The sequence below is a fragment of the Plasticicumulans lactativorans genome (assembly GCF_004341245.1).
Classification (GTDB): Bacteria; Pseudomonadota; Gammaproteobacteria; order Competibacterales; family Competibacteraceae; genus Plasticicumulans_A; species Plasticicumulans_A lactativorans.
In genome coordinates, this window is record NZ_SLWY01000021.1 from 47,814 (window position 1) to 72,264 (window position 24,451).

A 24,451-nucleotide genomic window follows, 5' to 3' on the forward strand; every position below is an offset into this window, starting at 1 on the left:
GCCGGCTCAGGCGGCGGCGGGACGCCGCTGGCGCTCGTAGAGGAACTTCAGCACTTCGGCCCGGTAGTGGTTGTAGGCGGCGTCCTCGGCGACCTCCAGGCGGTTGCGCGGGCGCGGCAGGTCGACCTTCAGCACCTCGCCGACCGTCGCCGCCGGGCCGTTGGTCAGCATCACGATGCGGTCGGCGAGCAGCACCGCCTCATCGACGTCGTGCGTGACCATCACCACGGTCGAGCCGGTGGCCTGGACGATGCGCATCAGTTCGTCCTGCAGGTGCGCGCGGGTCAGCGCGTCGAGGGCGCCGAAGGGCTCGTCCATCAGCAGCACCTTGGGCTCCATCGACAGCGCCCGGGCGATGCCGACGCGCTGCTTCATGCCGCCGGAGATCTCCCCCGGCAGCTTGTGCATCGCGTGCGCGAGCCCGACCAGTTCGAGCGCGGCCTCGGTGCGGGCGCGCAGCGCCGCCTTCTTCTCCCTGCCGCCGAACACGCGCTCGACCGCCAGGTGGACGTTCTCGAAGCAGGTCAGCCACGGCAGCAGCGAGTGGTTCTGGAACACCACCGCGCGCTCCGGGCCGGGGCCGGGAATCTCGCGCCCGGCGAGCAGCATCGCGCCGCGGGTCGGCAGCGTGAGGCCCGCGATCAGGTTCAGCAGCGTCGACTTGCCGCAGCCCGAATGGCCGATCAGCGCGATGAACTCGCCCTGCGCGATGTTGAGGCAGACGTCCTGCAGCGCGACGAAGGTGCCCTTCTTGGTGGTGAACTCCATGTCGACGTGATCGACCTGGACGTACTTGGCGGCGTTCGTGCTCATGGCGGTCCCCTCCCTCACTTGGCGTCGTACTGGAAGCGCCGGGCCAGCAGCAGCAGCGCGTTTTCGAGCAGCAGGCCGACCACGCCGATCACGAAGATCGCGATCACGATCGACTCCACCTTGAGGTTGTTCCACTCGTCCCACACCCAGAAGCCGATGCCGACCCCGCCGGTGAGCATCTCGGCGGCGACGATCACCAGCCACGCGGTGCCGATCGACAGGCGGATGCCGGTCAGCATGTAGGGCAGCACCGCGGGGAACAGGATGCGGGTGACGATCTTGAACTCCGACAGGTTCAGCACGCGGGCGACGTTGAGGTAGTCCTGCGGCACCCGCTGCACGCCCTGCGCGGTGTTGAGGATCATCGGCCAGATCGAGCAGATGAAGATGGTCCAGGTCGCCGCCGGGTCGGCCTTCTTGAACACCAGCAGGCCGATCGGCAGCCAGGCGAGCGGGCTGACCGGGCGCAGCAGCGCGATCACCGGCTGCAGCATCGCGTTGGCGAAGCGGAAGCGGCCGAGGATGAAGCCGGCCGGGATGCCCACCAGCGCGGCCAGGCCGAAGCCGATGCCGACGCGCTGCAGCGAGGACAGCACGTTCCAGCCGATGCCCTGGTCGTTGGGGCCGTTGCGGTAGAACGGGTCGGCGAACACCTCGACGGCCGCCTCCCAGGTCTTCAGCGGCCCCGGCAGCTGCGGGTTCATCTGCGCCACCGCCGCCCACAGCGTGAGCAGCAGCGCGAGGCCCAGCAGCGCCGGCATCACGGCGTTCAGGAACGCCCCGAGCGGCGCCAGCAGGTCGGGGCGCGCCGGCGCCGCGGCCGCCACCGGGGGCCTGGGCGCAGCGGCGAGCGCCGCGGTGGCGGCATCGGCGTTCTTCGGCTCGATCAGCACCGCGTCGGCGGCGGGCGGCTGCTCGGGGGCGGGCTTCATCGGGAGCACCACGTTCATGTCGTCACCTTCCGTCTCAGGCCTTGATCGCGAAACCGTCGGCGTAGGCCGCGGGGTTCGAGCCGTCCCACACCACGCCGTCGAGCAGGCGGGCGCTGCGCAGCGGCGAGTCGGGCAGCGCCACGCCGAGCGCCTTCGCGGCCTCGCCGTAGAGGTCGATGCGGTTGACCTGCCTGGCCACCGCCAGGTAGTCGGGATGGGTGGAGAGCAGTCCCCAGCGCTTGTGCTGGGTCATGAACCACATGCCGTCGGTCAGGTAGGGGAAGGTGACCCGGCCGTCGTTGAAGAACTTCATGTGGTTGGGGTCCTTCCACTGCCGTCCGAGGCCGTTGGCGTACTCGCCGGTGAAACGCCCGAGGATGACCTCCTCGGGCGCGTTCACGTAGGCCTTGCCGGCGATCACCTTCGCCACCTGCGCGGCGTTGCCGGCGGTGTCGATGTAGCGCGCGGCTTCGAGCACCGCCATCAGCATCGCGCGGGTGGTGTTGGGGTACTTCTCGGTGAACTCGCGGGTGGTGCCGAGCACCTTCTCGGGGTGATCGACCCAGATGTCCTGCGTGGTGGTGACGGTGAAGCCGATGCCGTCGGCGATCGCCCGCGCGTTCCACGGCTCGCCGACGCAGAAGCCGTCCATGTTGCCGACGCGCATGTTGGCGACCATCTGCGGCGGCGGCACGACGATCGACTTGACGTCCTTGAGCGGGTGGATGCCCTGGCTCGCGAGCCAGTAGTACAGCCACATCGCGTGGGTGCCGGTCGGGAAGGTCTGGGCGAAGGTGTAGTCGCGCTTGTCGCTCTCGATCAGCTTCTTCAGGCCCGCGCCGTCGGTGACGCCCTTGTCCTTCAACTGGTTGGCGAGGGTGATCGCCTGGCCGTTGTGGTTCAGGCTCATCAGCACCGACATGTCCTTCTGCGGACCGCCGACGCCGAGCTGCACGCCGTAGACCAGCCCGTAGAGCACGTGCGCCGCGTCGAGCTCGCCGTAGACGAGCTTGTCGCGCACCCCGGCCCAGCTCGCCTCCTTGGTCGGGGTGATCTTCAGGCCGTACTTCTTGTCGAAGCCGAGCTCGGCCGCCATCACCACCGACGCGCAGTCGGTCAGCGGGATGAAGCCGATCTTCACTTCCGGCTTCTCCGGCGCGTCGGAGCCCGCCGCCCAGGCGGCCGTGCGCATCCAGCCCGGCGCGGCGCCCAGCATCGCGCTTCCCCCCAGCAGCAGGCCGCCGGCTTTCAGGAAGCTGCGGCGGCTCAGGTTGTCCGTGTCGCGGCGTTGGCTCATCGAGGTCTCTCCAGTTCGCAGGCGAAAAAAAAGCGTCCGGACACACCGGGCGCAACGGGGAGAAACGCGCGGTGGTCGGACGCCGTTATCCGATCGGCCGCCGACATTGGCAGCCACGCCCCGCGCCCCGGAACCACCGTTGGTTCCTCTGCGCGAGCTTTGCGACTAATGGATTCAATACCTGTGCCAACGCCTGGAAAGGCGCATTCCATCTGGGTTCATGCGCGCAAGGCGGCGGCCGTCGGGCTACCGCGCGCCGACGGGCGCCCCAGCGTTGTGCGCTGCGGCATCCCTATGCCCCCATTTGATGCAACCAAAGAGGTAATTCAGATAATTCTTAAGAGGTAGACGGCGTGAGCGGAAGGAGGAAGCGGTTCAGCCCAGCAGTTCCAGCACATCGATGATGTTGCGCGCGACCTCGCCGATGCGCTGGTTGCGGTCCATCGCCAGCTTGCGCAGCGCCGCATAGGCCTCGGCCTCGCCATAGCCCTTGCGCGCCATCAGCAGGCCCTTGGCCTTGTCCACCAGCTTGCGCTCGGCGAGGCGGTTGCGGGTCGCCTCGAGTTCGCGCTTGAGCGCCTGGAATTCGCGAAAGCGTGCGATCGCGACGTCGATGATCGGCTTGACGCGATGCGGCAGCAGGCCGTCGACCACGTAGGCGCTCACCCCCGCCCGCACCGCGGCGGCGATCGTGTCGCTGGAGTCGTCGGCGGCGAAGACGACGATCGGCCGCGGGTTGTCGCGGCCGACGCTGTGCAGGTTCTCGAGCACGTCGCGGTCGGGCGAATCGACGTCGACCAGCACCACGTCGGGGGCGAGCGCGGTCACCTGGCCGAGCAGGTCGTCGCAGCAGCCGAGCCGCGCCACCACCTCGCAGCCGCCATCCCGCAGCGCCTGCTCCAGGATCGCCGAGCGGCCCGGCGAGGGATCGATCAGCAAGACGCGCAAGGCAGCCAAGGGGCGGTCTCCAGGTGAACGTTCGATGCAACGTATAGCAAGGAGCAAGCCAGCGACGATGGCGGCGGTGCGCTCCCCCCCACCGCCGCTGCGCCGCCCGCCCCTGGCGCCGTCCGGGTGCCATCGCCGCGGCCGCTGGCGACGACGGCACCCGGCGCCTCCAGCTCAGGGGCGCGCGATCTCCTGGCGCAGCTTCTCGATCTCCGCCCGCTGCGCGTCGGCCTGGGGGCCGCTCGGCCGCGCCGCCTTCAGGACGCTCTCGGCGCGTGCCTTCTCGCCCTGGCGGGCGAGCGCGCGGGCGTAGTTGAGGCGGGAGCTGACGCTGCCCGGTGACAGGCGCACCACCTCGCCCAGCACCTTCACCGCGCGTTCGACCTCGCCGTTGTCGAGCAGCAGGACGCCGTAGGTGTCCATAACCACCGGGACGTTGGGCGCCTGGTCGGCCGCGCGCTGGGCGTAGGCCAGGCCCTGCTTGGGATCGCTCTTGCGCAGCAGCCACGCCAGGTTGTTGAGCAGCAGCGGGGAGTCGTTGCCGCCGTCGATCACCCGCTTCAGCATCGCCGCGGCGTCGGCCTCGCGGTTGGCGGCGACGTAGAACTCCGACAGTTCACGGTACACCGGCGTATCGCCCGGATGCTGCGCGACCCAGTCCTCGAGCACCTTGATGCCCTGCGGCATCGCGCCGGCACGCAGGTGCGCACGGGCCAGCTGGATCGCCAGCGCCGGGGTCGGGGTGCTCTCGAAGACCTTCGTCAGCGTGGCGACGGCGGCCTTGGGGTCGCCGAAGCTCGCTTCGAGCGCGCCGCGCTGCGCCTGCAGTTCGTTGCTCTCCGGGTGTACCCGCTGGGCCTCGTCGAGCACCGCGAGCGCCTCCGCGGTCTTGCCGTCCACCGCGAACATGCGGCTCAGCGCCGCGGACGCCAGCACGTTGCCGGGCTCGATCTTCAGCGCCCGCTGCAGGCTCGCGCGGGCGCGCTCGCGGTCGCCGCTGGCGGCGTAGGCACGCGCCAGCAGGTAGGCGACGCGCGCCGAATCGGGGCGCAGCGACTGCACGCGCTCCAGCACCACGGCCGCATTCGCCGCCTGCCCGGCGGCCAGTTGCGCTTCCGCCAGCGACTGCAGGAACGCCGGGTCGTTGTCATGATTGCCGGCCGCCGGGTCCTTCAGCAGCGCGATGGCCTGCTCGGCCTGGCCGCGCTCGACCAGGTAGGTCGCCAGCATCGCGCGCGGCTGCGGCGCCTGCGGATGCGCCGCCATGGCCTTGCGCAGCCAGTCGGCGGCGGCGTCCACGCGACCGCTGCTCGCTTCCAGCCCGGCCATGTCCAGCAGCGCGCGCAGGTTGTCCGGCTCGCGCGCGATGAAGGCCTCGACGCGCTTGCGCGCCGCCTCGATGTCGCCGCCCTGCACGTCGAGCATGGCCAGGCTGCGGGTAGCGAAGAGGTCGTCGGGGGCTTCCTGGCTGGCCTGCGTGAACGCCTCGCGCGCCGCCTGCTGTTCGCCACGCAGGTACTGGATGCGGCCGATGGCGTTCAGCGCCGCGGCGTCGCCCGGCTCGCGCTGGCGCCAGCGCTGCGCCGCCTCCAGCGCCTTGTCGTACTCCTTGGCCCGCAGGTGCGTGGAAATCATCGCCACGTCGGCGGTGCGCAGCTTGGGATCGAGGGCGACGGCGCGTTCGAGTTCCTGCAGCCCCTCGTCGCGCTTGCCGGCGGCGATCAGGGCAAGGCCGTACATCTGGTGGGCGCGCGCCGACTGCGGCTGCAGCGTCGCGACCTTGCCGAGGTCCTGCACTGCCGGCCCGACCTTGTTCTGGCGCAGGTAGACGTCGCCGCGCAGGGCGAGGAAATGCGGGTCGTTGGCGCGCTGGGCGGCGAAGGGCTGCAGCCGCGCCTCGGCCTTCGCGAAATCGCCGTTGCCGACGTACAGCGTCGCCAGCGCGAACGCCGGTTCGAACACGTTCGGCAGGCGGGCGGCGGCCTGCGACAGGTAGACCTCGGCCTGCTGGCGCGCGTCACGCCGCAGCAGCGTCATGCCCAGGTACATCTGCGCCATGGCGTAGTCGGGCCGTGCCCGGATCACCTCCTCGAGCGCACCCTGCGCCTCCTCCAGCCGGTCCTGGCGGTAGGCCAGTGCCCCCTGCAGGAACCTGGCGTCGGGGCTGCGTGGCGAGAGCTTGAGCACGTGGTCGATGTCCGCCTTGGCCTCGTCCAGCCGGTTCAGCTCGAGGTAGGCCTGGGCGCGCTTGACGTAGTCGAGCAGGTTGAGGCGACGGCTCTCGATCGCCTTGGTGTAGGCCTTGATGGCCTCGTCCTGCGCGTTCTCGACGAACAGCACGTCGCCGTTCAGGGTCCAGGCTTCGGCCAGCCCCGGGTCCTTCGCCACCGCCTTCGCGGTCCATTCCTTGGCCGCGCGCAGGTCGCCCGACAGGAACGCGAGCAGCCCCTGGCCCAGCAGGGTCTGCGCCGCCCCGGGGTCCTCGCTGACCGCCTTCGCGATCTCGGCGCGCGCCTTGTCCGCTTCGCCGAGCGACAGGAGGGCCCGCCCGCGCAGCACCAGCCACTCGGTGCGTTCGGCACGCGAGATGCCGTCGACGATCGGCATGGTGTCGATCAGCTTGCGGTAGGCCTCCTGCTGGAACAGCGCCTTGGCCAGCGGCAGGGCCACCGCCACCGGCGACACCTTCAGCTCGATGGCGCGCCGCAGTTCCTTCTCGGCGTTCACGCCGTCACCGACGCTGAGGTACAGGTTGCCGAGCAGCCAGCGCGCCTCGGCGTTGTTGGGGTTGCTGCGCAGGGCGTTCTTCAGCTCGATCGCCGATGCCCGCAGATCCCCCTTCTGCGCCAGCTCCTTGGCCCGCGCCACGTACTGCGCGTCGGTCAGTTCGGACTCGCAGCCACCCAGCATCCCGCCTCCGGCGATGATCAGGCCGAGTACCCCGGCCCGCACCGCCCCCCGCAGCGTCACCGGCACACCGGTGCGCACGGGATTCTCGTCTCCACGCTTGCGCAACATTCACAGCTCTCCATGGGTCGACCACTTCGGATTGGCGGCGATCCGGAACCCCGTCCGCACGCCGCGCGGCCGCCACCCTCGCACGCCGGTGGAGCGCACGCCAGACAAGCTTCGTTACATTCGGCGCCGGGTCAGGGTGCGTTCTGCCTGAGCACCAGCAGGCCCTGCTCGTGGCGCATCTCGATGCGCCCGAGGAAGGTCATGCCGAGCAGCGGCCGTACCGGGAACTCGCCGTCGATGACGATGGCCTCGACGTTGTTCAGCGTGAGTTCGCCGACCTGCACCCGCGCCAGCATGAGCTGGTAGCCCGAGGTCACCCCCTGCGCCGTCGCGACGCCGATGCGGCTCCCCTGGGTGCGGAAGGCGAGCCCCAGGCGCTCGGCCTCGCGGCCGCTGAGCGACACGGTGCTGGCGCCGGTATCGACGAGGAACTCGACCGGGTAGCCGTTGATCGCGCCGCGGGCGACGTAGGCGCCGTTGCCCGCACGCAGGATCTGCGCCTCGCGGGTCGCCGGCGCGGCGTAGCGGGTGCCGATGTGGCGGCCGAGTTCGAGGCGCTGCACGCGGCCGTCGATCTCGACGGTGACCTCGCTCGGGCTCGCGCGCAGCACGCGCACGCCGCCGGGGCCGGTTTCGCCCTGCGCCAGCGTCTGCTGGCGGCCGTCGACCTCGAGCACCGCCTTGCCCTCGAACAGCGCGAGCACGCGCACCTCTGCGGCGGCCGCCGGGCCGGCGGCGCCGAGCAGCAGGAACGCCAGGGCGAGTCGATGGAAGCACACGGGTGAACGCATGGCGGCATGCTCCTCAAAAGGACGGGAAGCCCCGATCAGCTCCCCGTGGACGCCGCGCCCGGCGGCGTGCGGTGCCGGCGCCAGTCATCCCACTGGCTCAGGCCGACGCCGGCGAACACCAGGGCCGAAGCGGCGAACTGGGCCGGCGTGAAGCGTTCGCCGAGGATCGCAAAACCGAACATCACCGTGAAGACCGGGATCAGGTTGGTGAACCCCGCCGCCTGCACCGCCGGCACGCGGCTGATGCCGTAGTTGTACAGGCCGTAGGCGCCGAGCGTGATCACCGTGCCGAGGTAGGCCACCGCGAGCAGCGCATCGGCGGGCCAGTGCGACGGCCACGGCGTCGACGGCAGCAGCAGCAGCGGCGCGAAGAAGAGCGCACCGGCCCAGGCCTGCAGCGCGGTCAGGAACAGCGGGTCGTAGTGGCGGCTCAGGCGCTTCATCAGCACCGTGTAGCCCGCCGCGCAGAGCATCGCGAGCAGCTCGAAGAGGTTGCCGAAGAGCGGCGCCGGCGCCTGCGCATCCGACTCCGCGGCGACGCTCAGCCAGGCCGCCCCGGCGATGGCGAGCGCGAAGCCGGCGCCCGTCCGCGGCGTCACCCGCTCCTTCAGCACGATCCCGGCGAGCAGGGCGACCAGCGCCGGCAGCAGCGCGGTGATCATGCCGGCCGCCGCGGCGCTGGTGTTGGCGAGCGCCACCGCCTCGAACAGGAAGTACAGGCAGGGCTCGAACAGCACCATCAGCAGCCAGTACTTGAGATCGCCCGGGCGTGGCGGCACGATGCGCAGCCGCGCCAGCAGCAGGGCGAAGCACAGGGCCGCCAGCGCCATGCGCAGCCACAGCATCCAGTACGGGTGCAGCCCGGCGAGCGCGATCTTGAAGGCGACGAACGAACTGCCCCAGAGCAGCATGGCGACCAGCAGGCCGAGGCGCGGAATCCAGTCGATCGCAGGCACGGGCATGCGGGCACCCTGGTGGTGATGCGGCCCGCAGCGCGAACGCTCCGGCGGCATCGGCAGCAGCAAAGGGAGAGAGAACCGGATGTCCACAGCCAGGGCCAGACCCAGCGGCGTCGAACGCTTCTTCGGCGAAGACGAGATCATCGTCACCAAGACCGACCTCAAGGGCCGCCTCACCTACGCCAACCCGCTGTTCCTGAGCCTCGCCGGGCTCAGCGAAGCCGAGGCGCTCGGCCAGCCCCACAACATCATCCGCCACCCGGAAATGCCCCGCTGCATCTTCAAGCTGCTGTGGGACACCATCGCCGCCGGCAACGAACTCTTCGCCTACGTCTGCAACATGGCGGTGAACGGCGACCACTACTGGGTGCTCGCCCACGTCACCCCCACCTTCGACGGCAACGGCGGCATCGTCGGCTACCATTCCAACCGCCGCAAGCCGCGGCGCGAGAGCGTGGAACGCGCGACGGCGCTGTACCGCGAACTGCTCGCCGAAGAACGCCGCCAGGGCGACGGCAGCGCCGGACTGCGCGCCTCCTGCGCCCTGCTCGAACGCAAGCTCGCCGCCACGGGTCAGCAATACGATGAGTTCGTCTTCTCCCTCTGAGCCGGCGCACGCCGGCGATGCCAACCCCGCCGCGCTGCGGGCCGAACTCGAACGCTACCGGCACTGGATACCGCAGATCGCGGCGGTGTGCCGCGCGGTCGCCGAGGGCAACCTCGAACCGCGGCTGACGCGCATCGACGTCGACGGCGAGCTCGGCGAGCTGCTGCACAGCCTCAACCACATGCTCGACCTGACCGACGCGCTGCTGCGCGAGGCCTCGGCGACGATGGCCTACGCGAGCCGCGACCGCTACTTCCGCCACATCCTGCCGGCCGGCCTGCGCGGCACCTACCTGCGCACCGCCCAGTTGATCAACGACGCCACCGACGAGATGGGGCGCAAGAGCGCGGCGCTGGTCGGCGCCGAGCGCCGCCGCGGCGAACTGGCGACGGCCTTCGAGCACTCGGTGCACGGCGTGGTGCAGACGCTGTCGGCGGCGGTGACCGAGCTGCAGGCCACCGCCGAGTCGCTCAAGGGCATCGCCGACCACACCGCGCAGAAGGCCGCCGCCGCCGTGGTGGTGTCGGACCGCAGCAGCGTCGACATGGCGCGCGCCGCCGACGCCACCGAAGCCCTCACCGTGTCGATCCGCGGCACCGGCAACCGCATCGCCGAGTCCTCGGCCCTCGCCCACACCACCGCGCAGGACGTCGAGCGCGCCGGCAGCATCGTGCAGGAGCTCGCCGAATGCTCGGGCAGCATCGGCCGGGTCAGCGGGCTGATCCAGAAGATCGCCGGGCAGACGCGCCTGCTCGCGCTCAACGCCACCATCGAGGCGGTGCGCGCCGGCGCCGCCGGGCGCGGCTTCGCGGTGGTCGCCTCGGAGGTCAAGGCGCTGTCGAACCAGACCCAGGAGGCCACCGGCGACATCGGCAACCAGATCTCGCGCATCCAGGTCGCCACCGACGAGGTGGTGCGCGCCATCCGCCGCGTCGCCGGCACCATCAACGAGATGGACCGCCACGCCGCCAGCATCGCCGAGACCGTGCGCGAGCAGACCGAGGTCACCCACACCATCGGCGTGAGCGTCAGCGCCGCGGCCGACAGCAGCCGCACGGTGTCGGGCAACGTCTCGGAGATGGTGCAGGCGGCCGAGGCCACCAGCGGCGCCGCCGACGAACTGCTGCACGCCGCGCGCGGCCTGTCGCAGCTCGCCGAAACCCTCGCCGTCGAGGTCGACGGCTTCCTGCGCCAGATGCGCCACGACTGAGGCGCGGCGCCCGGCGGTTCAGCCGCCGGCGGCGTCCCAGCCGCGCAGGCGCGCCCAGATCAGCCGGAAGGCGCCGGTGAAGTCGTCCGGGCGCGCGCGCAGCCAGGCGTCGACGGCTTCGGGGGCGAACCAGCGGCCCTCGTCGATCTCGACCGGATCGAGCCGGAACGGCCCCTCGGCGCTCAGCACGAACACCTGCGCGAACTCCTGCCCGGTCGCGGCGCTCGCCGGCAACTCGAAGCGCGGCGCGGGCACCGCGTCGGGTGTCCAGCCCAGTTCCTCGGCGAGTTCGCGCGGCAGGCAGGCGGCGTAGGTCTCGCCCGCCTCGACGTGCCCGGCGGCCGAGGAGTCCCAGCGCCCGGGGTCATTGTCCTTGTACGGCGAGCGCTTCTGCAGGAACACCTCGCCGGCGGCGTTGAACAGCACGGCGTGCGCCGAGCGGTGGCGCCAGCCGCGGCGGTGCACCTCGGCGCGCGTCGCGCGCCCGAGCACGCGGTTGTCGACGTCGACGACGTCGAACCACTCCTCGGCCATCGGCCGCCCCTCGTCGCGGGCCGCGCCGGCGTCGCTCACCAGTAGTTCTCGACCGCCAGGTTGCCCGGCTTGCCGCGCTTCGCCACGGTGAGGCCGCGGGTGGTCAGCAGCTTGCGCGTCTCCTCGACCATGTCGGGGTTGCCGCAGATCATCACGCGCGAGTGCTCCACGCTGATCGGCAGGCCGACGTGCGCCTCCAGCTCGCCGCTCGCGAGCAGTTCGGTGATGCGCGCGCCGAGGGCACCGTCGACCGCCTCGCGCGTCACCACCTGCACGTACTCGAGCTTGTGCGCGTGCTCGGCGAACAGCTCGTTCCAGCCGAAGCTGCGGATCTCCTCCTGGTAGGTCAGCTCGTGGGCCTCGCGCACGCTGTGCACGAGCACGATGCGCTCGTACTGCTCCCAGGTGTCGAAGTCGTAGAGGATCGAGATGAACGGCGCGAGCCCGGTGCCGGTGGAGAGCATCCACAGGTCGCGGCCGCACTCGAAGCGGTCGGTGGTCAGGAAGCCGTAGTTGGTCTTCTCGACGAACAGTTCGTCGCCTTCCTGCAGCTTGGCGAGTTCGGTGGTGAACTCGCCGTTGGGGACGACGATCGAGTAGAACTCGAGGTGGTCCTCCCAGTTGGCCGAGGCGATCGAGTACGCGCGCCAGACGATCGCGTCGTCCTTGCGCACGCCGAGGCGCGCGAACTGGCCGGGCACGAAGCGGTAGCCGGGGTGGCGCGTGGTCTTGAACGAGAACAGGTTGGGCGCCCAGCGCTGGATCTCGGTGATCTTCTCGACGGTGTACTTTTCGGCGGCGGACATCGTCCAGGTCTCCATGTGAACGGGGCGGCGCGGCAGGCGCCGGGCGGTCATCGGCGATACGCGCGCAAAGGCTAGCAGGACGTCATATAACGCATAAATAATTTCGGGCGCTCTGCTTATTACGTGATCCGCGGCGCGCACCGCGTCCGCCGTGACCGCCCGGCGGGGCTCGGATAAGCTCCGCGCCATGTCCGATCCCGCCCTCGACGTCCTCCGCGACACCTTCGGTTACGAACGCTTCCGCGGCCCGCAGGCCGAGATCGTCGCCCACGTCGTCGCCGGCGGCGATGCCCTGGTGCTGATGCCGACCGGCGGCGGCAAGTCGCTGTGCTACCAGGTGCCGGCGCTGGTGCGCGCGGGCTGCGGCATCGTCGTCTCGCCGCTGATCGCGCTGATGCACGACCAGGTCGACGCGCTGCTGCAGCTCGGCGTGCGCGCCGCCTACCTGAATTCGAGCCTCGCGCCCGAGGCGGCGCGCGCGGTCGAGCGCGAGCTGCTCGACGGCCGCCTCGACCTGCTCTACGTCGCCCCCGAGCGGCTCGTCACCGAGCGCTTCCTCGGGCTGCTGGAGCGGATCACGCCGGCGCTGTTCGCGATCGACGAGGCGCACTGCGTGTCGCAGTGGGGGCACGACTTCCGCCGCGAGTACCAGCAGCTGTCGGTGCTGCACGAGCGCTTCCCGGCCGTGCCGCGGCTCGCGCTGACCGCCACCGCCGACGCGCTCACCCGCGAGGACATCCGCGCCCAGCTCGGGCTCGGCGACGCGCGCGTGTTCCTGTCGAGCTTCGACCGCCCGAACATCCGCTACCGCATCGTCCCCAAGCACAACGCCCGCCAGCAACTGCTGCGCTTCCTGGAGGCCGAGCACCGCGGCGACGCCGGCATCGTCTACTGCCTGTCGCGGCGCGCGGTCGACGACACCGCCGCCTGGCTCGCCGCGCAGGGCTGGAACGCCCTGCCCTACCACGCCGGCCTCGCCGCCGAGCTGCGCCGCGCCCACCAGGACCGCTTCATCCGCGAGGAAGGCGTGGTGATGGTCGCCACGGTCGCCTTCGGCATGGGCATCGACAAGCCCAACGTGCGCTTCGTCGCCCACCTCGACCTGCCGCGCTCGCTCGAAGGCTATTACCAGGAGACCGGCCGCGCCGGGCGCGACGGGCTGCCGGCGAACGCCTGGCTCAGCTACGGCCTCGCCGACGCCATCGCGATGCGCCGGCTGCTCGCCGAGGCCCCCGAGGACGGCCTGCCGCGCGACCCGGCGCGCGAGCGCATCGACCGCCACAAGCTCGACGCCCTGCTCGCCTACTGCGAGACCGCCGACTGCCGCCGCCGCGTGCTGCTCGGCTACTTCGGCGAGCGCGACACCGCGCCCTGCGGCAACTGCGACACCTGCCTCGCGCCGGTGGAGCGCTGGGACGGCACCCGCGCCGCGCAGATGGCGCTGTCGACGGTCTACCGCACCGGCCAGCGCTACGGCGTCGGCCACCTGATCGACGTGCTGCTCGGGCGCGAGACCGACAAGGTGCGCGAGCAGGGCCACGCCGCGCTCAGCGTCTGGAACATCGGCGGCGAGCTCGACGAGGGCGGCTGGCGCTCGGTGTTCCGCCAGTTGATCGCCGCCGGCCTGCTCGCGGTCGACCTCGAAGGCTACGGCGGCCTGCGCCTGACCGAGGCGGCGCGGCCGCTGCTGAAGGGCGAGCACACGCTGTGGCTGCGCCGCGACCCGGCGCCGCCGCGCAGCAGCGGGCGCACCCCGCGCCGCGCCGCCGAAGGGCCGTTCGAGCACCCGCGCGAGCGCGCGCTGTGGGAGGCGCTGCGGCGCAAGCGCCTGGAACTCGCGCGCGAACAGGGCGTGCCGCCGTACGTGATCTTCCACGACGCCACGCTGGTCGAGATGGTCGAACGCCAGCCCGCCTCGCTCGCCGAACTCGGCCACATCGCCGGGGTCGGCTCGCGCAAGCTCGAACGCTACGGCGATGCCTTCCTCGAGGTGCTCGCGGGGTTCTGAGGCCGCGCCGGGGTGGCGCCGCCGGCGCGACGGGCTAGGCTCGATGCCAACCCCCCACCCGGCCCGCGCCATGCCCGCGAATCCCCCGCCCCGCCCCGCGCCGACCAAGGCGCGCATGCCACCGCTCGACCCTGCCGCCGCGGCCTGCGACGGCCTCGCGCGCATCGTCGACGCCTGCCTCGCGCAGTTCGAGGTCAACCGCAGCGGCCTGCTCGCCGGCCGCTACCACCCGGAGTACGTGCACCAGATGCGCGTGGCGCTGCGCCGCCTGCGCTCGGCGCTCGGGCTGTTCGGGGGCGTCGAGCCGGCCCTGAAGGCGCCGCCGCTGCTCGCCGAGATCCGCGCGCTCGCCGCCGCGCTCGGCCGCGCCCGCGACCTCGACGTGTTCGTCGACACCACCCTGCCCAAGGTGCTGGCGGCGGCAGCGCCCGGCACCGCGCTCGCCGCGCTCGCCGCACACGCCGGCACGGTGCGGCGGCGGCGACGCCTCGAGGCCCGCGCCGTGTGCGCGCAGCCGCGCGTCGTCGCGCTCGCGGCGCAGTTGCGCGAGTGGCTGGCGGCGCTGTGCGCGGGCCTCGCCGCCGACCACGTCCTGCGCCGCCCGCTCGCCGCCGTCGCCCCCGCGCTGCTCGGGCGCCGCTACCGCGGGGTGCGCCGCCGCGGCCGGCGCCTCGCGCGGCGCAGCGCCGCCGAGCGTCACCTGCTGCGCATCGCGGTCAAGAAGCTGCGCTACGCCACCGACTTCCTCGGCGGCCTGTACGCGGACGCCGCCTCGCGCCCGGCCTTCGCCGCCGCGCTGGCCGAGCTGCAGGACCTGCTCGGCACGCTGAACGACCTCGCGGTGACCGCCCACGTGCTGGTCGAACTCGACGCCGGCGAGGAGCCGGGCGCCACGCACGCCGCCGCCGGGGCGCAGGTGCGCGACTGCGTCGCCGCGCACGCCGACGCCCACCTGCGTGAACTTGCCGAGGCCTGGCGGGGGTTCAAGGCCACGCCGCGGTTCTGGACCGGCGCCTGAGCGCCGCCCGCCGCCGCGGGCGTACCTTGCATGCGCGCGCCCGCCAGCCACACTCGCTGCAGGCCCCCCACCACCGAGAGCCTTCCGATGCGCACCCCGATCCGTGCCCTCATCGCCGCGTCGAGCCTGTTCGTCGGCGCCTGCGTGACCGACGGCGGCTACAACAGCTACGGCGGCGGCTACCCCGCGTCCTACCCGAGCCCCGGCTACGGCGGCGGCTACGCGTCCGACGACAGCGACACGGTGCGCTGCGAGAGCAGCGACATGCGCCAGCGCTACTGCCGGGTGCGCAACGACGGCGTGCGCCTGCTCGACCGCCACTCCGACGCGCCCTGCCGCGAAGGCCGTGACTGGGGCGCCGACCGCGGCGGGGTCTGGGTCACCAACGGCTGCCGCGCGACCTTCCGCATCTACCGCGGCGGTGGCGGCTACTACGGCGGTGGCGGCGGGGACGACGGTCGCAGCGTGCGCACGGTGCGCTGCGAGAGCACCGACATGCGCCGGCGCTACTGCAGCGTGCGCAACGACGGCGTACGCCTCGACGACCGGCTGTCCGATGCGCCGTGCCGCCAGGGCACCGACTGGGGCTCGGACCGCGGCGGCATCTGGGTCGCCAACGGCTGCCGCGCCGACTTCCGCGCCGTGGTGCGCAGCTATTGAGGTGGCGTGCCGCCCGCCGGCGCGAGGCAGGCGCCGAGCGCATCCTCGATCGCGCCCCAGTCGGTCGCCGCGGCGGCCGCGGCGATGAACTCCACGCGGCTGTCGCGGCGCCAGGCGGTGCTGTCCACGTGGTGGCCGGTGGGGCCGCCGTTGAACGCGAGCCAGCCCCAGCCGACGTTGAACACCCCCTTGGCGCGCAGCAGCGGCGCCAGCGGCCCCGGCTGCCCGACCCGCCCGAACAGCGCACGCAGCCGCCGCGCATCGAAGACCTGCGCCGGCGGGAACAGCCAGCCGCGCGCCACGTGCCCGCCGTCGCGGCTCTCGCGGCACAGCGCCCCCGGCAGCAGGCTCGGCACGCCGCCGACGGCGACCGTCGCCGCCGCGGCCACGACGGCGGCAGCGGCGGCGGCGCGCGGGGCCGGGTCGCAGTCGAGCCAGGCGCCGTCGAGCACGCCGTGGGCGGTTTCCAGCACCGCGAGCTTGGGCGGGTCGAGCGCCGCGGCGAGCGCGTGGAACGCCGCGCGCTCGGCCGCGGTCACACGGTCGGCATGGCTGCCGACGAGCACGTCGGCCACTTCGAGCTGTTCGCGGAACAGGCTCGACGCCGGCAGGCGCGGGTCATCGAGGCGGCGCGGGTCGAGCACCGCGAGCGTGGCGCGCAGCGCGAGGTGCGGGGCGAGCAGCGGCTCGCGCAGCAGGTCGATCACCCCGGCCGGGTGGCCGAGCCCGCTCGGCTCGATCAAAAGCCGCTGCGGGCGCCATTCGCGCAGCAGCCGCGGCAGCGCGGTGCGCAGGCTGAGCGCGGCGGCGCAGCACACGCAGCCGCCGGCGATCTCGCGCACCGCGAGGCCGTCGCCGCCGGCGTCGAGCAGTGCGGCGTCGATGCCGACGGCGCCGAAGTCGTTGACGATCACCGCCCAGCGCGCCTGCGCCGGGCGCTGCGCCAGCAGGTGGCGCAGCACGGTGGTCTTGCCGGCGCCGAGCAGGCCGGTGATCACGGTGACGGGGATGGGGGCAGTGGACATGGCACGCACGGGCAGTGGCCGGCGGGCGCCGGCGCGGGGATGGGAGCACGGCCGCCCCCGCGCCGTCCACGCCCGGCTTGAAGTCGCCTGCCCGCGGCCGCACTAAGGGTGCACCACCAAGAACATTCAGAGAGCACCTCGCGAGATCATGAGCGACAACGACGCCATCGAAGCCGAAATCGTCACCGCCGACGACCTCCCGCAGAGCGAGATCGCCGTCGCCGCCGACATCCTGCCCGGCCGCCTGCTGCTGCTGCCGCTGTGGGAGCGGCCGTTCTTCCCGGCGCAGGCCCTGCCGCTGCTGCTGAACGCCGACCCGTGGCTGCCGACGATCGAGCGCGCCGCCGAGGCGCCGCAGCGCGTGATCGGGCTGGTGCTGGTGCGCCACGAGGAGCCGGACAGGGCCGGCCCCGACGACTTCTACCCGGTCGGCACGGTGGTGCGGATGCACCACCTGGTGCGCGGCGACGGCAAGATCCAGTTCGTCGCGCAGGGCCTGCGGCGCTTCCGCATCGTGCGCTGGATCTCGCCCGAGCCGCCCTACGAGGCGCAGGTCGAGTACCTCGACGAGGCGCTGGCGCCGAGCGACGAGCTGCGCGCCTACTCGGTGGCGCTGGTCAACACGATCAAGGAGCTGCTGCCGCACAACCCGCTGTACGCCGAGGAGCTCAAGTTCTTCCTCAACCGCTTCAACACCAACGAGCCGTCGCCGCTCGCCGACTTCGCCGCGGCGATGACCACGGCGTCGAAGGCCGAGCTGCAGGACGTGCTCGACACCGCCCCGGTGCTGGAGCGGATGAAGAAGGTCCTGCTGCTGATGAAGAAGGAGCTCGAGGTCGCCAAGCTGCAGAGCCAGATCCGCAACCAGGTCGACGAGCGCATGAACGAGCAGCAGCGCAAGTTCTTCCTGCGCGAGCAGCTCAAGACCATCCAGCAGGAGCTCGGCATCTCCAAGGACGACCGCACCGCCGACGTCGACCGCTTCCGCGCGCGGCTCGACGGCAAGACCGTGCCGCCCAAGGCGATGGAGCGCATGGAGGAGGAGTTCGACAAGCTCTCGGTGCTCGAATCGGGCTCGCCCGAGTACGCGGTGACGCGCAACTACCTCGACGTGCTCACCGACCTGCCCTGGGGTGTGCACAGCACCGACCAGCTCGACCTCAAGCGCGCCCGTACCATCCTCGACCGCGACCACGACGGGCTCGACGACGTCAAGGAGCGCATCCTCGAGTTCCTCGCCGTGGGCGCGCTGAAGGGCGAGGTCGCCGGCTCGATCCTGCTGCTGGTCGGCCCGCCCGGCGTCGGCAAGACCTCGGTCGGGCGCTCGATCGCGAACGCGCTCGGGCGCGAGTTCTACCGCTTCAGCGTCGGCGGCATGCACGACGAGGCCGAGATCAAGGGTCACCGGCGCACCTACATCGGCGCGATGCCGGGCAAGGTGATCCAGGCGATCCGCGAGACCGGCGTCGCCAACCCGGTGATCATGCTCGACGAGATCGACAAGGTCGGCACCAGCTACCGCGGCGACCCGGCCTCGGCGCTGCTCGAGGTGCTCGACCCCGAGCAGAACGTCGACTTCCTCGACCACTACCTCGACGTGCGCTTCGACCTGAGCAAGGTGCTGTTCGTCTGCACCGCCAACCAGCTCGACACCATCCCCGGCCCGCTGCTCGACCGCATGGAGGTGATCCGACTGGCCGGCTACATCACCGCCGAGAAGATCGCCATCGCCAGGCACCACCTGTGGCCGCGGCTGCTCGAACGCTCCGGCGTCGCGTCGAAGCGCATCAAGCTCAGTTCGGCCGCGCTGAGCGCGATCATCGAGGGCTACGCGCGCGAGGCCGGCGTGCGCAACCTCGAAAAGCAGCTCGGGCGCATCGTGCGCAAGGCCGCGGTGAAGCTCGTCGAGGGCGCCGACAAGCCGATCAAGATCGGCGCCAAGAACCTCGATACCTGGCTCGGCAAGCCGCCGTTCCGCACCGAGACGCCGCTGCGCGGTGTCGGCGTGGTCACCGGGCTCGCCTGGACCGCGCTCGGCGGTGCCACGCTCGCGGTCGAGGCGACGCGCGTGCACGGCAAGGGCCGCGGCTTCAAGCTCACCGGCCGCCTCGGCGAGGTGATGCAGGAGTCCGCGGCGATTGCCTACAGCTACGTGACCGCGCACGCCGCCGAGTTCGGCGTGCCCGCCGACTGGTTCGACGAGGCCTACCTGCACCTGCACGTGCCCGAGGGCGCCACGCCGAAGGACGGCCCCAGCGCCGGCGTCACGATGGCCTCGGCGCTCTTGTCGCTCGCCCGCGGCATGGCCCCGCCACGGCCGCTGGCGATGACCGGCGAACTCACGCTGACCGGCCAGGTGCTGGCGATCGGCGGCGTGCGCGAGAAGGTCATCGCCGCGCGCCGCGTCGGCATCTTCGAGCTGATCCTGCCCGAGGCCAACCACGACGACTTCGACGAACTGCCCGTGCACATCCGCGAGGGCGTGCGCGTACACTTCGCGCGCACCTTCGGCGACGTCGCCGCGGTGCTGTTTCCGCCCGCCTGAGCGCCCGCCGCGCGAGATCCCACCCGATGCCGCAACGCCTGACGCCGTGCCTGCTCGCCTGCGCCCTGCTCGCCGCCTCCGCGGGGGCGCATGCCGGCTGCAACGACCCCGCCGCGCGGCGGGTCAACTGGGTCGGCTGCGCCCGCGTCGGCGCGCAGCTCGAAGGTGCCGAACTACGCGACGCGGTGCTGGTGCAGGTCGACTTCACCGACGCGCGGCTCGGCGGCGCGGCGCTCGACAACGCCGACTTCGGCCGCGCCGTGCTGACCCGTGCCGCGCTCGGCGGCGCCCGCCTGAGCGGCGCGCGCTTCGTCTCCACGCTGCTCGACGGCGCGCGCTTCGACGAGGCGACGCTGAGCCGCGCGCGGCTCGAGCGCGCCAAGGGCAAGGCGGTGAGCTTCGCCCGCGCCCGCCTCGACGGCGCCAACCTCTACCAGGCCGAACTGCCGGGCGCCGACTTCAGCGGCGCCGATCTCGGCGGCGCGCGCCTCGACCAGGCCGTGCTCGACGGCGCGCGCTTCGACGGCGCGACGCTCGCTGCCGCCACGCTGACCCGCAGCTCGCTCGAAGGCGCGAGCCTGCGTGACGCTATGCTCAAGGGCGCGCGCCTCGAAGCCGCCGACCTGGAAGGCAGCGACCTGAGCGGCGCCGACCTCACCGAAGCCTACCTCGTCGGCGCCCGACTCGACGGCGCCCGACTCGACGGCGCCCGGCTCGACAGCGCGATCTGGACCGACCGCCGGCGCTGCCGGCCGGGCTCGGTCGGGCGCTGCGACTAGGCGCCATCCGCGCCGGCGGCACCGGCACAGCGCACCCCGCGAGGCTCCGCAACCGTCATGTTCAATTTCCTGCGCAAGCTCTTCGAAGACGACAACGCCGGCGCCCCCAGCGGCCGCGTGTCCGAAAAGCTGATGCACGTCGCGATCGAGCACGTGATCGATGCCACCGATCCGCGCCTGCGCCTGGTCAGCCACTACGCACGCAAGCTCACCCCGGCGGTCGAAACCGCCGTGCTGCACGTGATGGGCATCGCCGAAAGGCTGCCGCCGGCGCGACGGCTGGACCGCGCGAGCTTCGTCACCGACACCTGGGTCAACGCCCTGTTCGGCTCGGCCGACTCGATGCAGCGCATCGTCAGCCTCGACCCGCAGGTGCTCGCCTTCCGCGAGCGCCCCGAGGCGGCCGGGCTCACGCAGTTCTACGGCATGCTGGCGTGCCGGCGCGACGAGCGCCGTGTGCTCGCGCCGGCCCGCCAGGGCGAGGTGATCCACCAGGACGTGCCGCGCACCCAGATCAGCTTCAGCGAGCACGCCCTGCACGAACTGCAGCCGGTCGAACGCGACGCCTACCGCGGCATCATGCGCCGCGGCTACGACTTCCTCGCCGGCTGCGCTCTGGAGCGCATCGCCAACCTGCGCGACCAGCGCGAGACCCTGAGCGAGCGCTACCGCCTGCACCTCGGCAAGCTGCAGGCGCTGCGCCGCGGCGGTCACGGCATCGGCGTCCTCGACCGCAACGAGCCGGACGCCGCCACGCTGGCCGCCGCCGAAGCCGACCTCGCCCGCATCGAGCGCGAACTGCAGGACGCCACCACCAGCCTGCAGACGCTCGACGACTACCTGGAACAGGTCGCCCACGTGCTCAGCCACCCCGCCGACCACCTCTGGGACAGCTCCGCCGAACGGCGCCTCGACCGCCTGGGCGTACTCGTCGAAGACCCGACGCAACCCGGCAGCACCATCCTCTTCAACGAGGTCAGTGCCAGCGAAGACCGCCGCGTCACCTTCGGGCTGGTCTGCGTACCCGTCGACGAACTGCTGGCCAGGCCGCAACTGCCGCCCGACGCGGTGTTCTAGGCGCCACCGCGGCGGCGACCGCGCGCCGCGTCTTCAGTCGCGCCGCGGCGCGCGCGAGCCGCGCGGGACGAAGTCCGGCGGGCGCGCCGCGAGCCATTCCACGAACTGCCGCACGCCGGGGTGCGCGAGCAGCGCCTCGCGCGAGGCGTAGCGCTCGGCCAGTTCCTTCTCGCTCAGCAGCTCGTGGATGTGGTCGTGGCACGGCCGGCAGATCCACAGGATCGCGCTGCCGAGTTCGGCGCGAGCGTGCGTGCGCTGCACCCGCGCGCTGCGGTGGCGCATGCGCGGGATCAGGTGGTGGCGGGTCAGTTCGGCCACCGCGCGGCCGCACAGTTCGCAGGCCGCCGGGCGCGGCGGCGGCCGCTCCGCGGGCGGCGACGGGCGTGGCATCGCGGCGCTCTCCGACGGCGGGCGCGGGTCACGCCTCAGCGCCCGTCGCGGGCGGCGGCGGGCTCAGGCCGCCAGCGCGGCGCTGCGGTCGAGTTCGACATAGCGGGTGCCGTCGGCCGCGAACTCGGCGACCAGGATCTGCCCGCGCTGGCGCGTACGCGCGGCGTCGAACGACACGTGCACCCACCCGCCTTCGAGGATCAGCCGGTCGAACGGCACGCCGGCGCGCAGCACCTCGTGGAACAACTCGTGCGCGTCGATGCCGGGGCAGACCAGGTCGGCCGCCTGCCCGCGCGCGTGGGCGCTGCCGAGCGCGGCGCCGAGCGCGGCGTTGACCGGTCCCGAGCGGTAGCCGGAGGTGACCTGCAGCGGCCGCCCGAGGTGCGCGCGCAGCGGGTCGAGCACGTTCAGGCACAGCGCCCGCAGCGCCTCGAACGCCGCGTCGGAAGGCGTGTTGTCGAGCCGCTTGCGGATCGCGAGCTGCGAGAAGGTCAGCTCTTCGAGCGTGAAGTATTCGGACAGGTACATGCGCACTCCCCTTCGGTGGTCGCCCGGCTCTCGCGCGGCCGGGTCGCCAAGCAGTGTAGTGGGCGCCGGCGGCGGCGCGACCTGAACCCCGCCGTGCCGCCGAAAACCCCCGCGGCCGGCGACGCGCGCGGGCAGCGCCGGCGCGAATCCCGCGGGCGACCGACGGCAGCTTGACCGGCAGCAACGCGCCAGCCGCGGCGTCGTGATAAAGACCACGGCGAACGCGAGAAATCCATCCGCTGCAGGGAGTAACTGGTCATGGACCACCGCCATGTCGTCGATTGCATCGTCGTCCAGCGCTTGCGCATCGGCACGCTGTTCAAGCTCAACCTGATCGGCAACGCACTGTTCCACGTCCCCCTGAGTACCCTGCTGGGCTTGGGCAGCATGGCTGGCATCGTCGACTCGCCGCTGCTGATCAATAACCAGCCCGTTACAGGGTTCGCGGCCTTGCTCGTGGCGATCGGTGCGGGCATCGCCCTGACGCTCACCTTCACGCTGATCGGCTCGGTGGGCATGTTCGTCGGACTGCTGATCTGTTCGGTGTTCCGGCCGCTCAGGGTCGGCTTCCTGCCGCTCGCCGAGGAGCAGGAGCAGCCCGTACCGCCGGCCGCCGTCGGTGCGCCGTAAGGCCGCCCGCCCCCGTCACCCCCACAGGGAGACCGCATCATGGAAACGCAGCACCCCGATTGCCGGATCGTCGTCCGGCGCCTGAGCGGCAGCACGCTGTTCAAGCTCGTGCTGACGTGCAACGCGCTGTTCATCCTGCCGCTCTGCCTGCTGGGAAGCTGGCACGCCATCTTCGGCACGGGCGTGCCCATCCTGGTGAACGACCATCCTGTCACCGGCCTCACGGCGCTGCTGGCGTCGCTGTTCGGCGGCGTCATGATGACGGTGGGTTACACGCTCTTCGGTTGGCTCGCACTGTACGTGGGCCTGTGGCTCTACTCGCGCGTCAAGCCGATCACGATCCGCTACGTCCCCTGGCGCGAGGGCGATGGCGGCAATTCAAAAGCCGCCTGAACCGCACCCGGCGCCGGCGCACCCGCCGTGGTCGTCGGCCCGCCTCGCCGAGGCCGCCGATGGCGCGTGTACCCGCCTGGGGGGAAGAAGGCCATGCGAAACCGCCGCCGGCGCACCTCGTGCCCGGGCAGCGGTCAAATGCCGGAGCCAGTCATAGACAGCGGTGCGCGAGGCCGAAGGCGAGGTGAGCGATGCGGAATTCGATGCACGGACGTGCGTTGTGCGCAGCCTTGCTGATCGCGGGGCTCTCCGGGTGCGTGGCGACCGTCGAGCCCGGCTATTACGGCTATTACGGCTACTACGGTTATTACGGCTACCCCTATTCGGGCTACGCCTATGGTCCGGGCTACTACTGGCCGTACGCGTTGGGCCTCGGCTTCTGGTACGCGAGACCCTGGGGCTACACGAGCGTCTACGCGCCGCACGGCTATTACCGCCCGTATTACCCGTATGGGTCCCACTACGGCTATGGGCCCCATTACGGCGGCTACCAGCAGGGCTGGTCGTCACACGGTAACTGGGCGCCGCCCCCGGGCGGTGGCCCGCGCCCCGGCTGGGCGCCGCGGGCGGGAATGGGCGGCTGGGGCCGTTCCCATCGCTGAACCCCGCAGCCGGGCGGGAGGCCGGGCCACCTCCGCGGCGAACGCCGCCACGGCCGAAAGGCCACGCCGCCCGCGCAACGCCCGGCGGGCAGCGCTGGCATTCCGCCACGATCCCCTTCCCTGTCGCCGTTCGGCGGCTCGCAGCCGTCGGACCCTGCGAAGAAATCGGTGACCGCCCGGCGAGCGGCAGCGAAACGCCGTGACCCACCGCTCCGGCCGTGACGCCGCGATTGCTTTCGCCTACACAGTAAGGGGCCGCCCGGCTATCGCCGCCGGTGGCCCTTCGACCGCCGGCGGCGGCAAGCAGGGAATCGGGAGGAAACGCCTGCATGGCCGAGCATCGCCTGCGCATCCTGCACATCTCCGATCTGCACGAGCGCGTCGCGCTACCGCCGCGGTCTAGCCTTGGCTGCCCACCAAAGCAGCGAAATACCGGTAGCGGAAAAACAGCGATCACATGGACGAACCGATGAAGCCAGCAGCTAATGCGGTCAATCATCGGCAACGGGATCACAGAAACATCGAATAAATACGAACAACAGGGGCTTGGACACCATCTATGAAGACGCAAAAGGATGCTGACGCGGTCATCCTCACGATCATTCCCGAAGAATACGAGGAGATACTCGCCGCCATTGGCAATACCGCACGCGCCGAACTCGGCGGCACAAATAACTTGTAGGAACCTCTGATCAGATCCATTCCCCATTCACCGGCCCCTGGACCGGTCATTTTCTGACCCGCTTCCGGCGCCGAATCCGGAAATGGGTCAGTCGCCATGCGACGGCAGGGCCGTTTTAGCCACTGCAGGCGGATGGCAGGCGCACTCAGGCCATGAGTGGTTTCCTCGCCTGATACAGGTTGACCAGGGCAAACAGCGT

General features: G+C 71.7%; 24 protein-coding genes. 11 read left to right on the forward strand and 13 right to left on the reverse strand.

Features of this window, described 5'->3' with window-relative positions; translation table 11 throughout:
* Window positions 1-6: 6 nt before the first annotated feature.
* The 7 genes from EV699_RS16835 to EV699_RS16865 all read right to left on the reverse strand — a co-directional run bounded on the left by EV699_RS16835 (window position 7) and on the right by EV699_RS16865 (window position 8,761).
* On the reverse strand, window positions 7-813 hold the full coding sequence (locus EV699_RS16835) for an ABC transporter ATP-binding protein (protein ID WP_132544932.1): 807 nt from the start codon (window positions 811-813) through the stop codon (window positions 7-9).
* Window positions 814-827: 14 nt separating this feature from the next.
* Window positions 828-1,763, reverse strand: a complete 936-nt coding sequence (ntrB, locus tag EV699_RS16840; protein ID WP_243662713.1) for a nitrate ABC transporter permease — start codon at window positions 1,761-1,763, stop codon at window positions 828-830.
* A gap of 16 nt (window positions 1,764-1,779) precedes the next feature.
* Entirely contained in the window at window positions 1,780-3,042 is a 1,263-nt protein-coding gene (locus EV699_RS16845) for a CmpA/NrtA family ABC transporter substrate-binding protein (RefSeq protein WP_132544934.1), read from the reverse strand.
* A gap of 375 nt (window positions 3,043-3,417) precedes the next feature.
* A complete protein-coding gene (locus tag EV699_RS16850) occupies window positions 3,418-3,999 on the reverse strand; it encodes an ANTAR domain-containing response regulator (protein ID WP_243662714.1) in 582 nt (193 codons plus the stop codon).
* A 165-nt stretch (window positions 4,000-4,164) separates the two neighbouring features.
* Window positions 4,165-7,008 (reverse strand): XrtA/PEP-CTERM system TPR-repeat protein PrsT, encoded by a 2,844-nt coding sequence (gene prsT, locus EV699_RS16855; protein WP_132544936.1) that lies wholly within the window; start codon window positions 7,006-7,008, stop codon window positions 4,165-4,167.
* Window positions 7,009-7,139: 131 nt separating this feature from the next.
* A complete protein-coding gene (locus EV699_RS16860) occupies window positions 7,140-7,799 on the reverse strand; it encodes a retropepsin-like aspartic protease family protein (protein ID WP_132544938.1) in 660 nt (219 codons plus the stop codon).
* A gap of 35 nt (window positions 7,800-7,834) precedes the next feature.
* Entirely contained in the window at window positions 7,835-8,761 is a 927-nt protein-coding gene (locus tag EV699_RS16865; RefSeq protein ID WP_132544940.1) for a DMT family transporter, read from the reverse strand.
* Between the two features lie 79 nt (window positions 8,762-8,840).
* Between EV699_RS16865 and EV699_RS16870 the strand changes: the two genes are divergently transcribed.
* Together EV699_RS16870 and EV699_RS16875 are read left to right on the forward strand one after the other, a co-directional pair.
* The gene (locus EV699_RS16870) at window positions 8,841-9,365 is read left to right on the forward strand and encodes a PAS domain-containing protein (RefSeq protein WP_132544942.1); all 525 of its coding nucleotides are present in this window, start codon (window positions 8,841-8,843) and stop codon (window positions 9,363-9,365) included.
* Window positions 9,343-10,575 carry a methyl-accepting chemotaxis protein gene (locus EV699_RS16875; RefSeq protein ID WP_132544944.1) on the forward strand — a complete coding sequence of 411 codons (1,233 nt, stop codon included), beginning with the start codon at window positions 9,343-9,345 and terminating at the stop codon, window positions 10,573-10,575. The genes EV699_RS16870 and EV699_RS16875 overlap by 23 nt, the downstream gene beginning before the upstream one ends.
* Window positions 10,576-10,593: 18 nt before the next feature.
* On the opposite strand, the gene EV699_RS16880 is transcribed toward EV699_RS16875, so the two are convergent.
* Window positions 10,594-11,148: an NUDIX hydrolase gene (locus EV699_RS16880; protein WP_243662715.1), complete on the reverse strand. Its 555-nt coding sequence runs from the start codon at window positions 11,146-11,148 to the stop codon at window positions 10,594-10,596.
* On the reverse strand, window positions 11,145-11,915 hold the full coding sequence (locus tag EV699_RS16885) for a ferredoxin--NADP reductase (protein WP_132544946.1): 771 nt from the start codon (window positions 11,913-11,915) through the stop codon (window positions 11,145-11,147). The genes EV699_RS16880 and EV699_RS16885 overlap by 4 nt, the downstream gene beginning before the upstream one ends.
* A gap of 187 nt (window positions 11,916-12,102) precedes the next feature.
* Between EV699_RS16885 and recQ the strand changes: the two genes are divergently transcribed.
* The 3 genes from recQ to EV699_RS16900 all read left to right on the forward strand — a co-directional run bounded on the left by recQ (window position 12,103) and on the right by EV699_RS16900 (window position 15,601).
* Complete coding sequence (gene recQ, locus EV699_RS16890; RefSeq protein WP_132544948.1) at window positions 12,103-13,923, forward strand: DNA helicase RecQ; 1,821 nt, start codon at window positions 12,103-12,105, stop codon at window positions 13,921-13,923.
* 115 nt (window positions 13,924-14,038) lie between these two features.
* Window positions 14,039-14,941: a CHAD domain-containing protein gene (locus tag EV699_RS16895; RefSeq protein ID WP_165904186.1), complete on the forward strand. Its 903-nt coding sequence runs from the start codon at window positions 14,039-14,041 to the stop codon at window positions 14,939-14,941.
* Between the two features lie 87 nt (window positions 14,942-15,028).
* Window positions 15,029-15,601, forward strand: a complete 573-nt coding sequence (locus tag EV699_RS16900) for a DUF3011 domain-containing protein (protein ID WP_132544952.1) — start codon at window positions 15,029-15,031, stop codon at window positions 15,599-15,601.
* On the opposite strand, the gene EV699_RS16905 is transcribed toward EV699_RS16900, so the two are convergent.
* Window positions 15,595-16,626 (reverse strand): CobW family GTP-binding protein, encoded by a 1,032-nt coding sequence (locus EV699_RS16905; RefSeq protein ID WP_132544954.1) that lies wholly within the window; start codon window positions 16,624-16,626, stop codon window positions 15,595-15,597. The genes EV699_RS16900 and EV699_RS16905 overlap by 7 nt on opposite strands.
* 148 nt (window positions 16,627-16,774) lie before the next feature.
* Here EV699_RS16905 and lon point away from each other — a divergent pair, with 148 nt between their 5' ends.
* Genes lon through EV699_RS16920 form a run of 3 tightly spaced genes read left to right on the forward strand, consistent with a single transcriptional unit; the run spans window position 16,775 to window position 21,027 of the window.
* Window positions 16,775-19,171 (forward strand): endopeptidase La, encoded by a 2,397-nt coding sequence (gene lon / locus EV699_RS16910; protein ID WP_132544956.1) that lies wholly within the window; start codon window positions 16,775-16,777, stop codon window positions 19,169-19,171.
* 26 nt (window positions 19,172-19,197) lie between these two features.
* A complete protein-coding gene (locus tag EV699_RS16915; protein ID WP_132544958.1) occupies window positions 19,198-19,950 on the forward strand; it encodes a pentapeptide repeat-containing protein in 753 nt (250 codons plus the stop codon).
* Window positions 19,951-20,007: 57 nt separating this feature from the next.
* The gene (locus EV699_RS16920) at window positions 20,008-21,027 is read left to right on the forward strand and encodes a hypothetical protein (RefSeq protein ID WP_132544960.1); all 1,020 of its coding nucleotides are present in this window, start codon (window positions 20,008-20,010) and stop codon (window positions 21,025-21,027) included.
* Between the two features lie 33 nt (window positions 21,028-21,060).
* On the opposite strand, the gene EV699_RS16925 is transcribed toward EV699_RS16920, so the two are convergent.
* Together EV699_RS16925 and EV699_RS20010 are read right to left on the reverse strand one after the other, a co-directional pair.
* Window positions 21,061-21,417 carry a hypothetical protein gene (locus EV699_RS16925; RefSeq protein WP_132544962.1) on the reverse strand — a complete coding sequence of 119 codons (357 nt, stop codon included), beginning with the start codon at window positions 21,415-21,417 and terminating at the stop codon, window positions 21,061-21,063.
* A gap of 63 nt (window positions 21,418-21,480) precedes the next feature.
* Window positions 21,481-21,945, reverse strand: coding sequence for a D-Ala-D-Ala carboxypeptidase family metallohydrolase (locus EV699_RS20010; protein WP_165904187.1), 465 nt, complete (start codon window positions 21,943-21,945; stop codon window positions 21,481-21,483).
* A 258-nt stretch (window positions 21,946-22,203) separates the two neighbouring features.
* On the opposite strand from EV699_RS20010, the gene EV699_RS16935 reads away from it, so the two are divergent.
* From EV699_RS16935 to EV699_RS16945, 3 genes are all read left to right on the forward strand, one after another.
* The gene (locus tag EV699_RS16935) at window positions 22,204-22,575 is read left to right on the forward strand and encodes a hypothetical protein (RefSeq protein WP_132544967.1); all 372 of its coding nucleotides are present in this window, start codon (window positions 22,204-22,206) and stop codon (window positions 22,573-22,575) included.
* A 39-nt stretch (window positions 22,576-22,614) separates the two neighbouring features.
* Window positions 22,615-22,968 carry a hypothetical protein gene (locus tag EV699_RS16940; protein ID WP_132544969.1) on the forward strand — a complete coding sequence of 118 codons (354 nt, stop codon included), beginning with the start codon at window positions 22,615-22,617 and terminating at the stop codon, window positions 22,966-22,968.
* Between the two features lie 191 nt (window positions 22,969-23,159).
* Window positions 23,160-23,570 carry a hypothetical protein gene (locus EV699_RS16945; RefSeq protein ID WP_132544971.1) on the forward strand — a complete coding sequence of 137 codons (411 nt, stop codon included), beginning with the start codon at window positions 23,160-23,162 and terminating at the stop codon, window positions 23,568-23,570.
* A 510-nt stretch (window positions 23,571-24,080) separates the two neighbouring features.
* Here EV699_RS16945 and EV699_RS20110 read toward each other — a convergent pair.
* Window positions 24,081-24,451: hypothetical protein (locus tag EV699_RS20110; RefSeq protein WP_207923021.1), on the reverse strand; the 371-nt coding region annotated here is incomplete at its 5' end.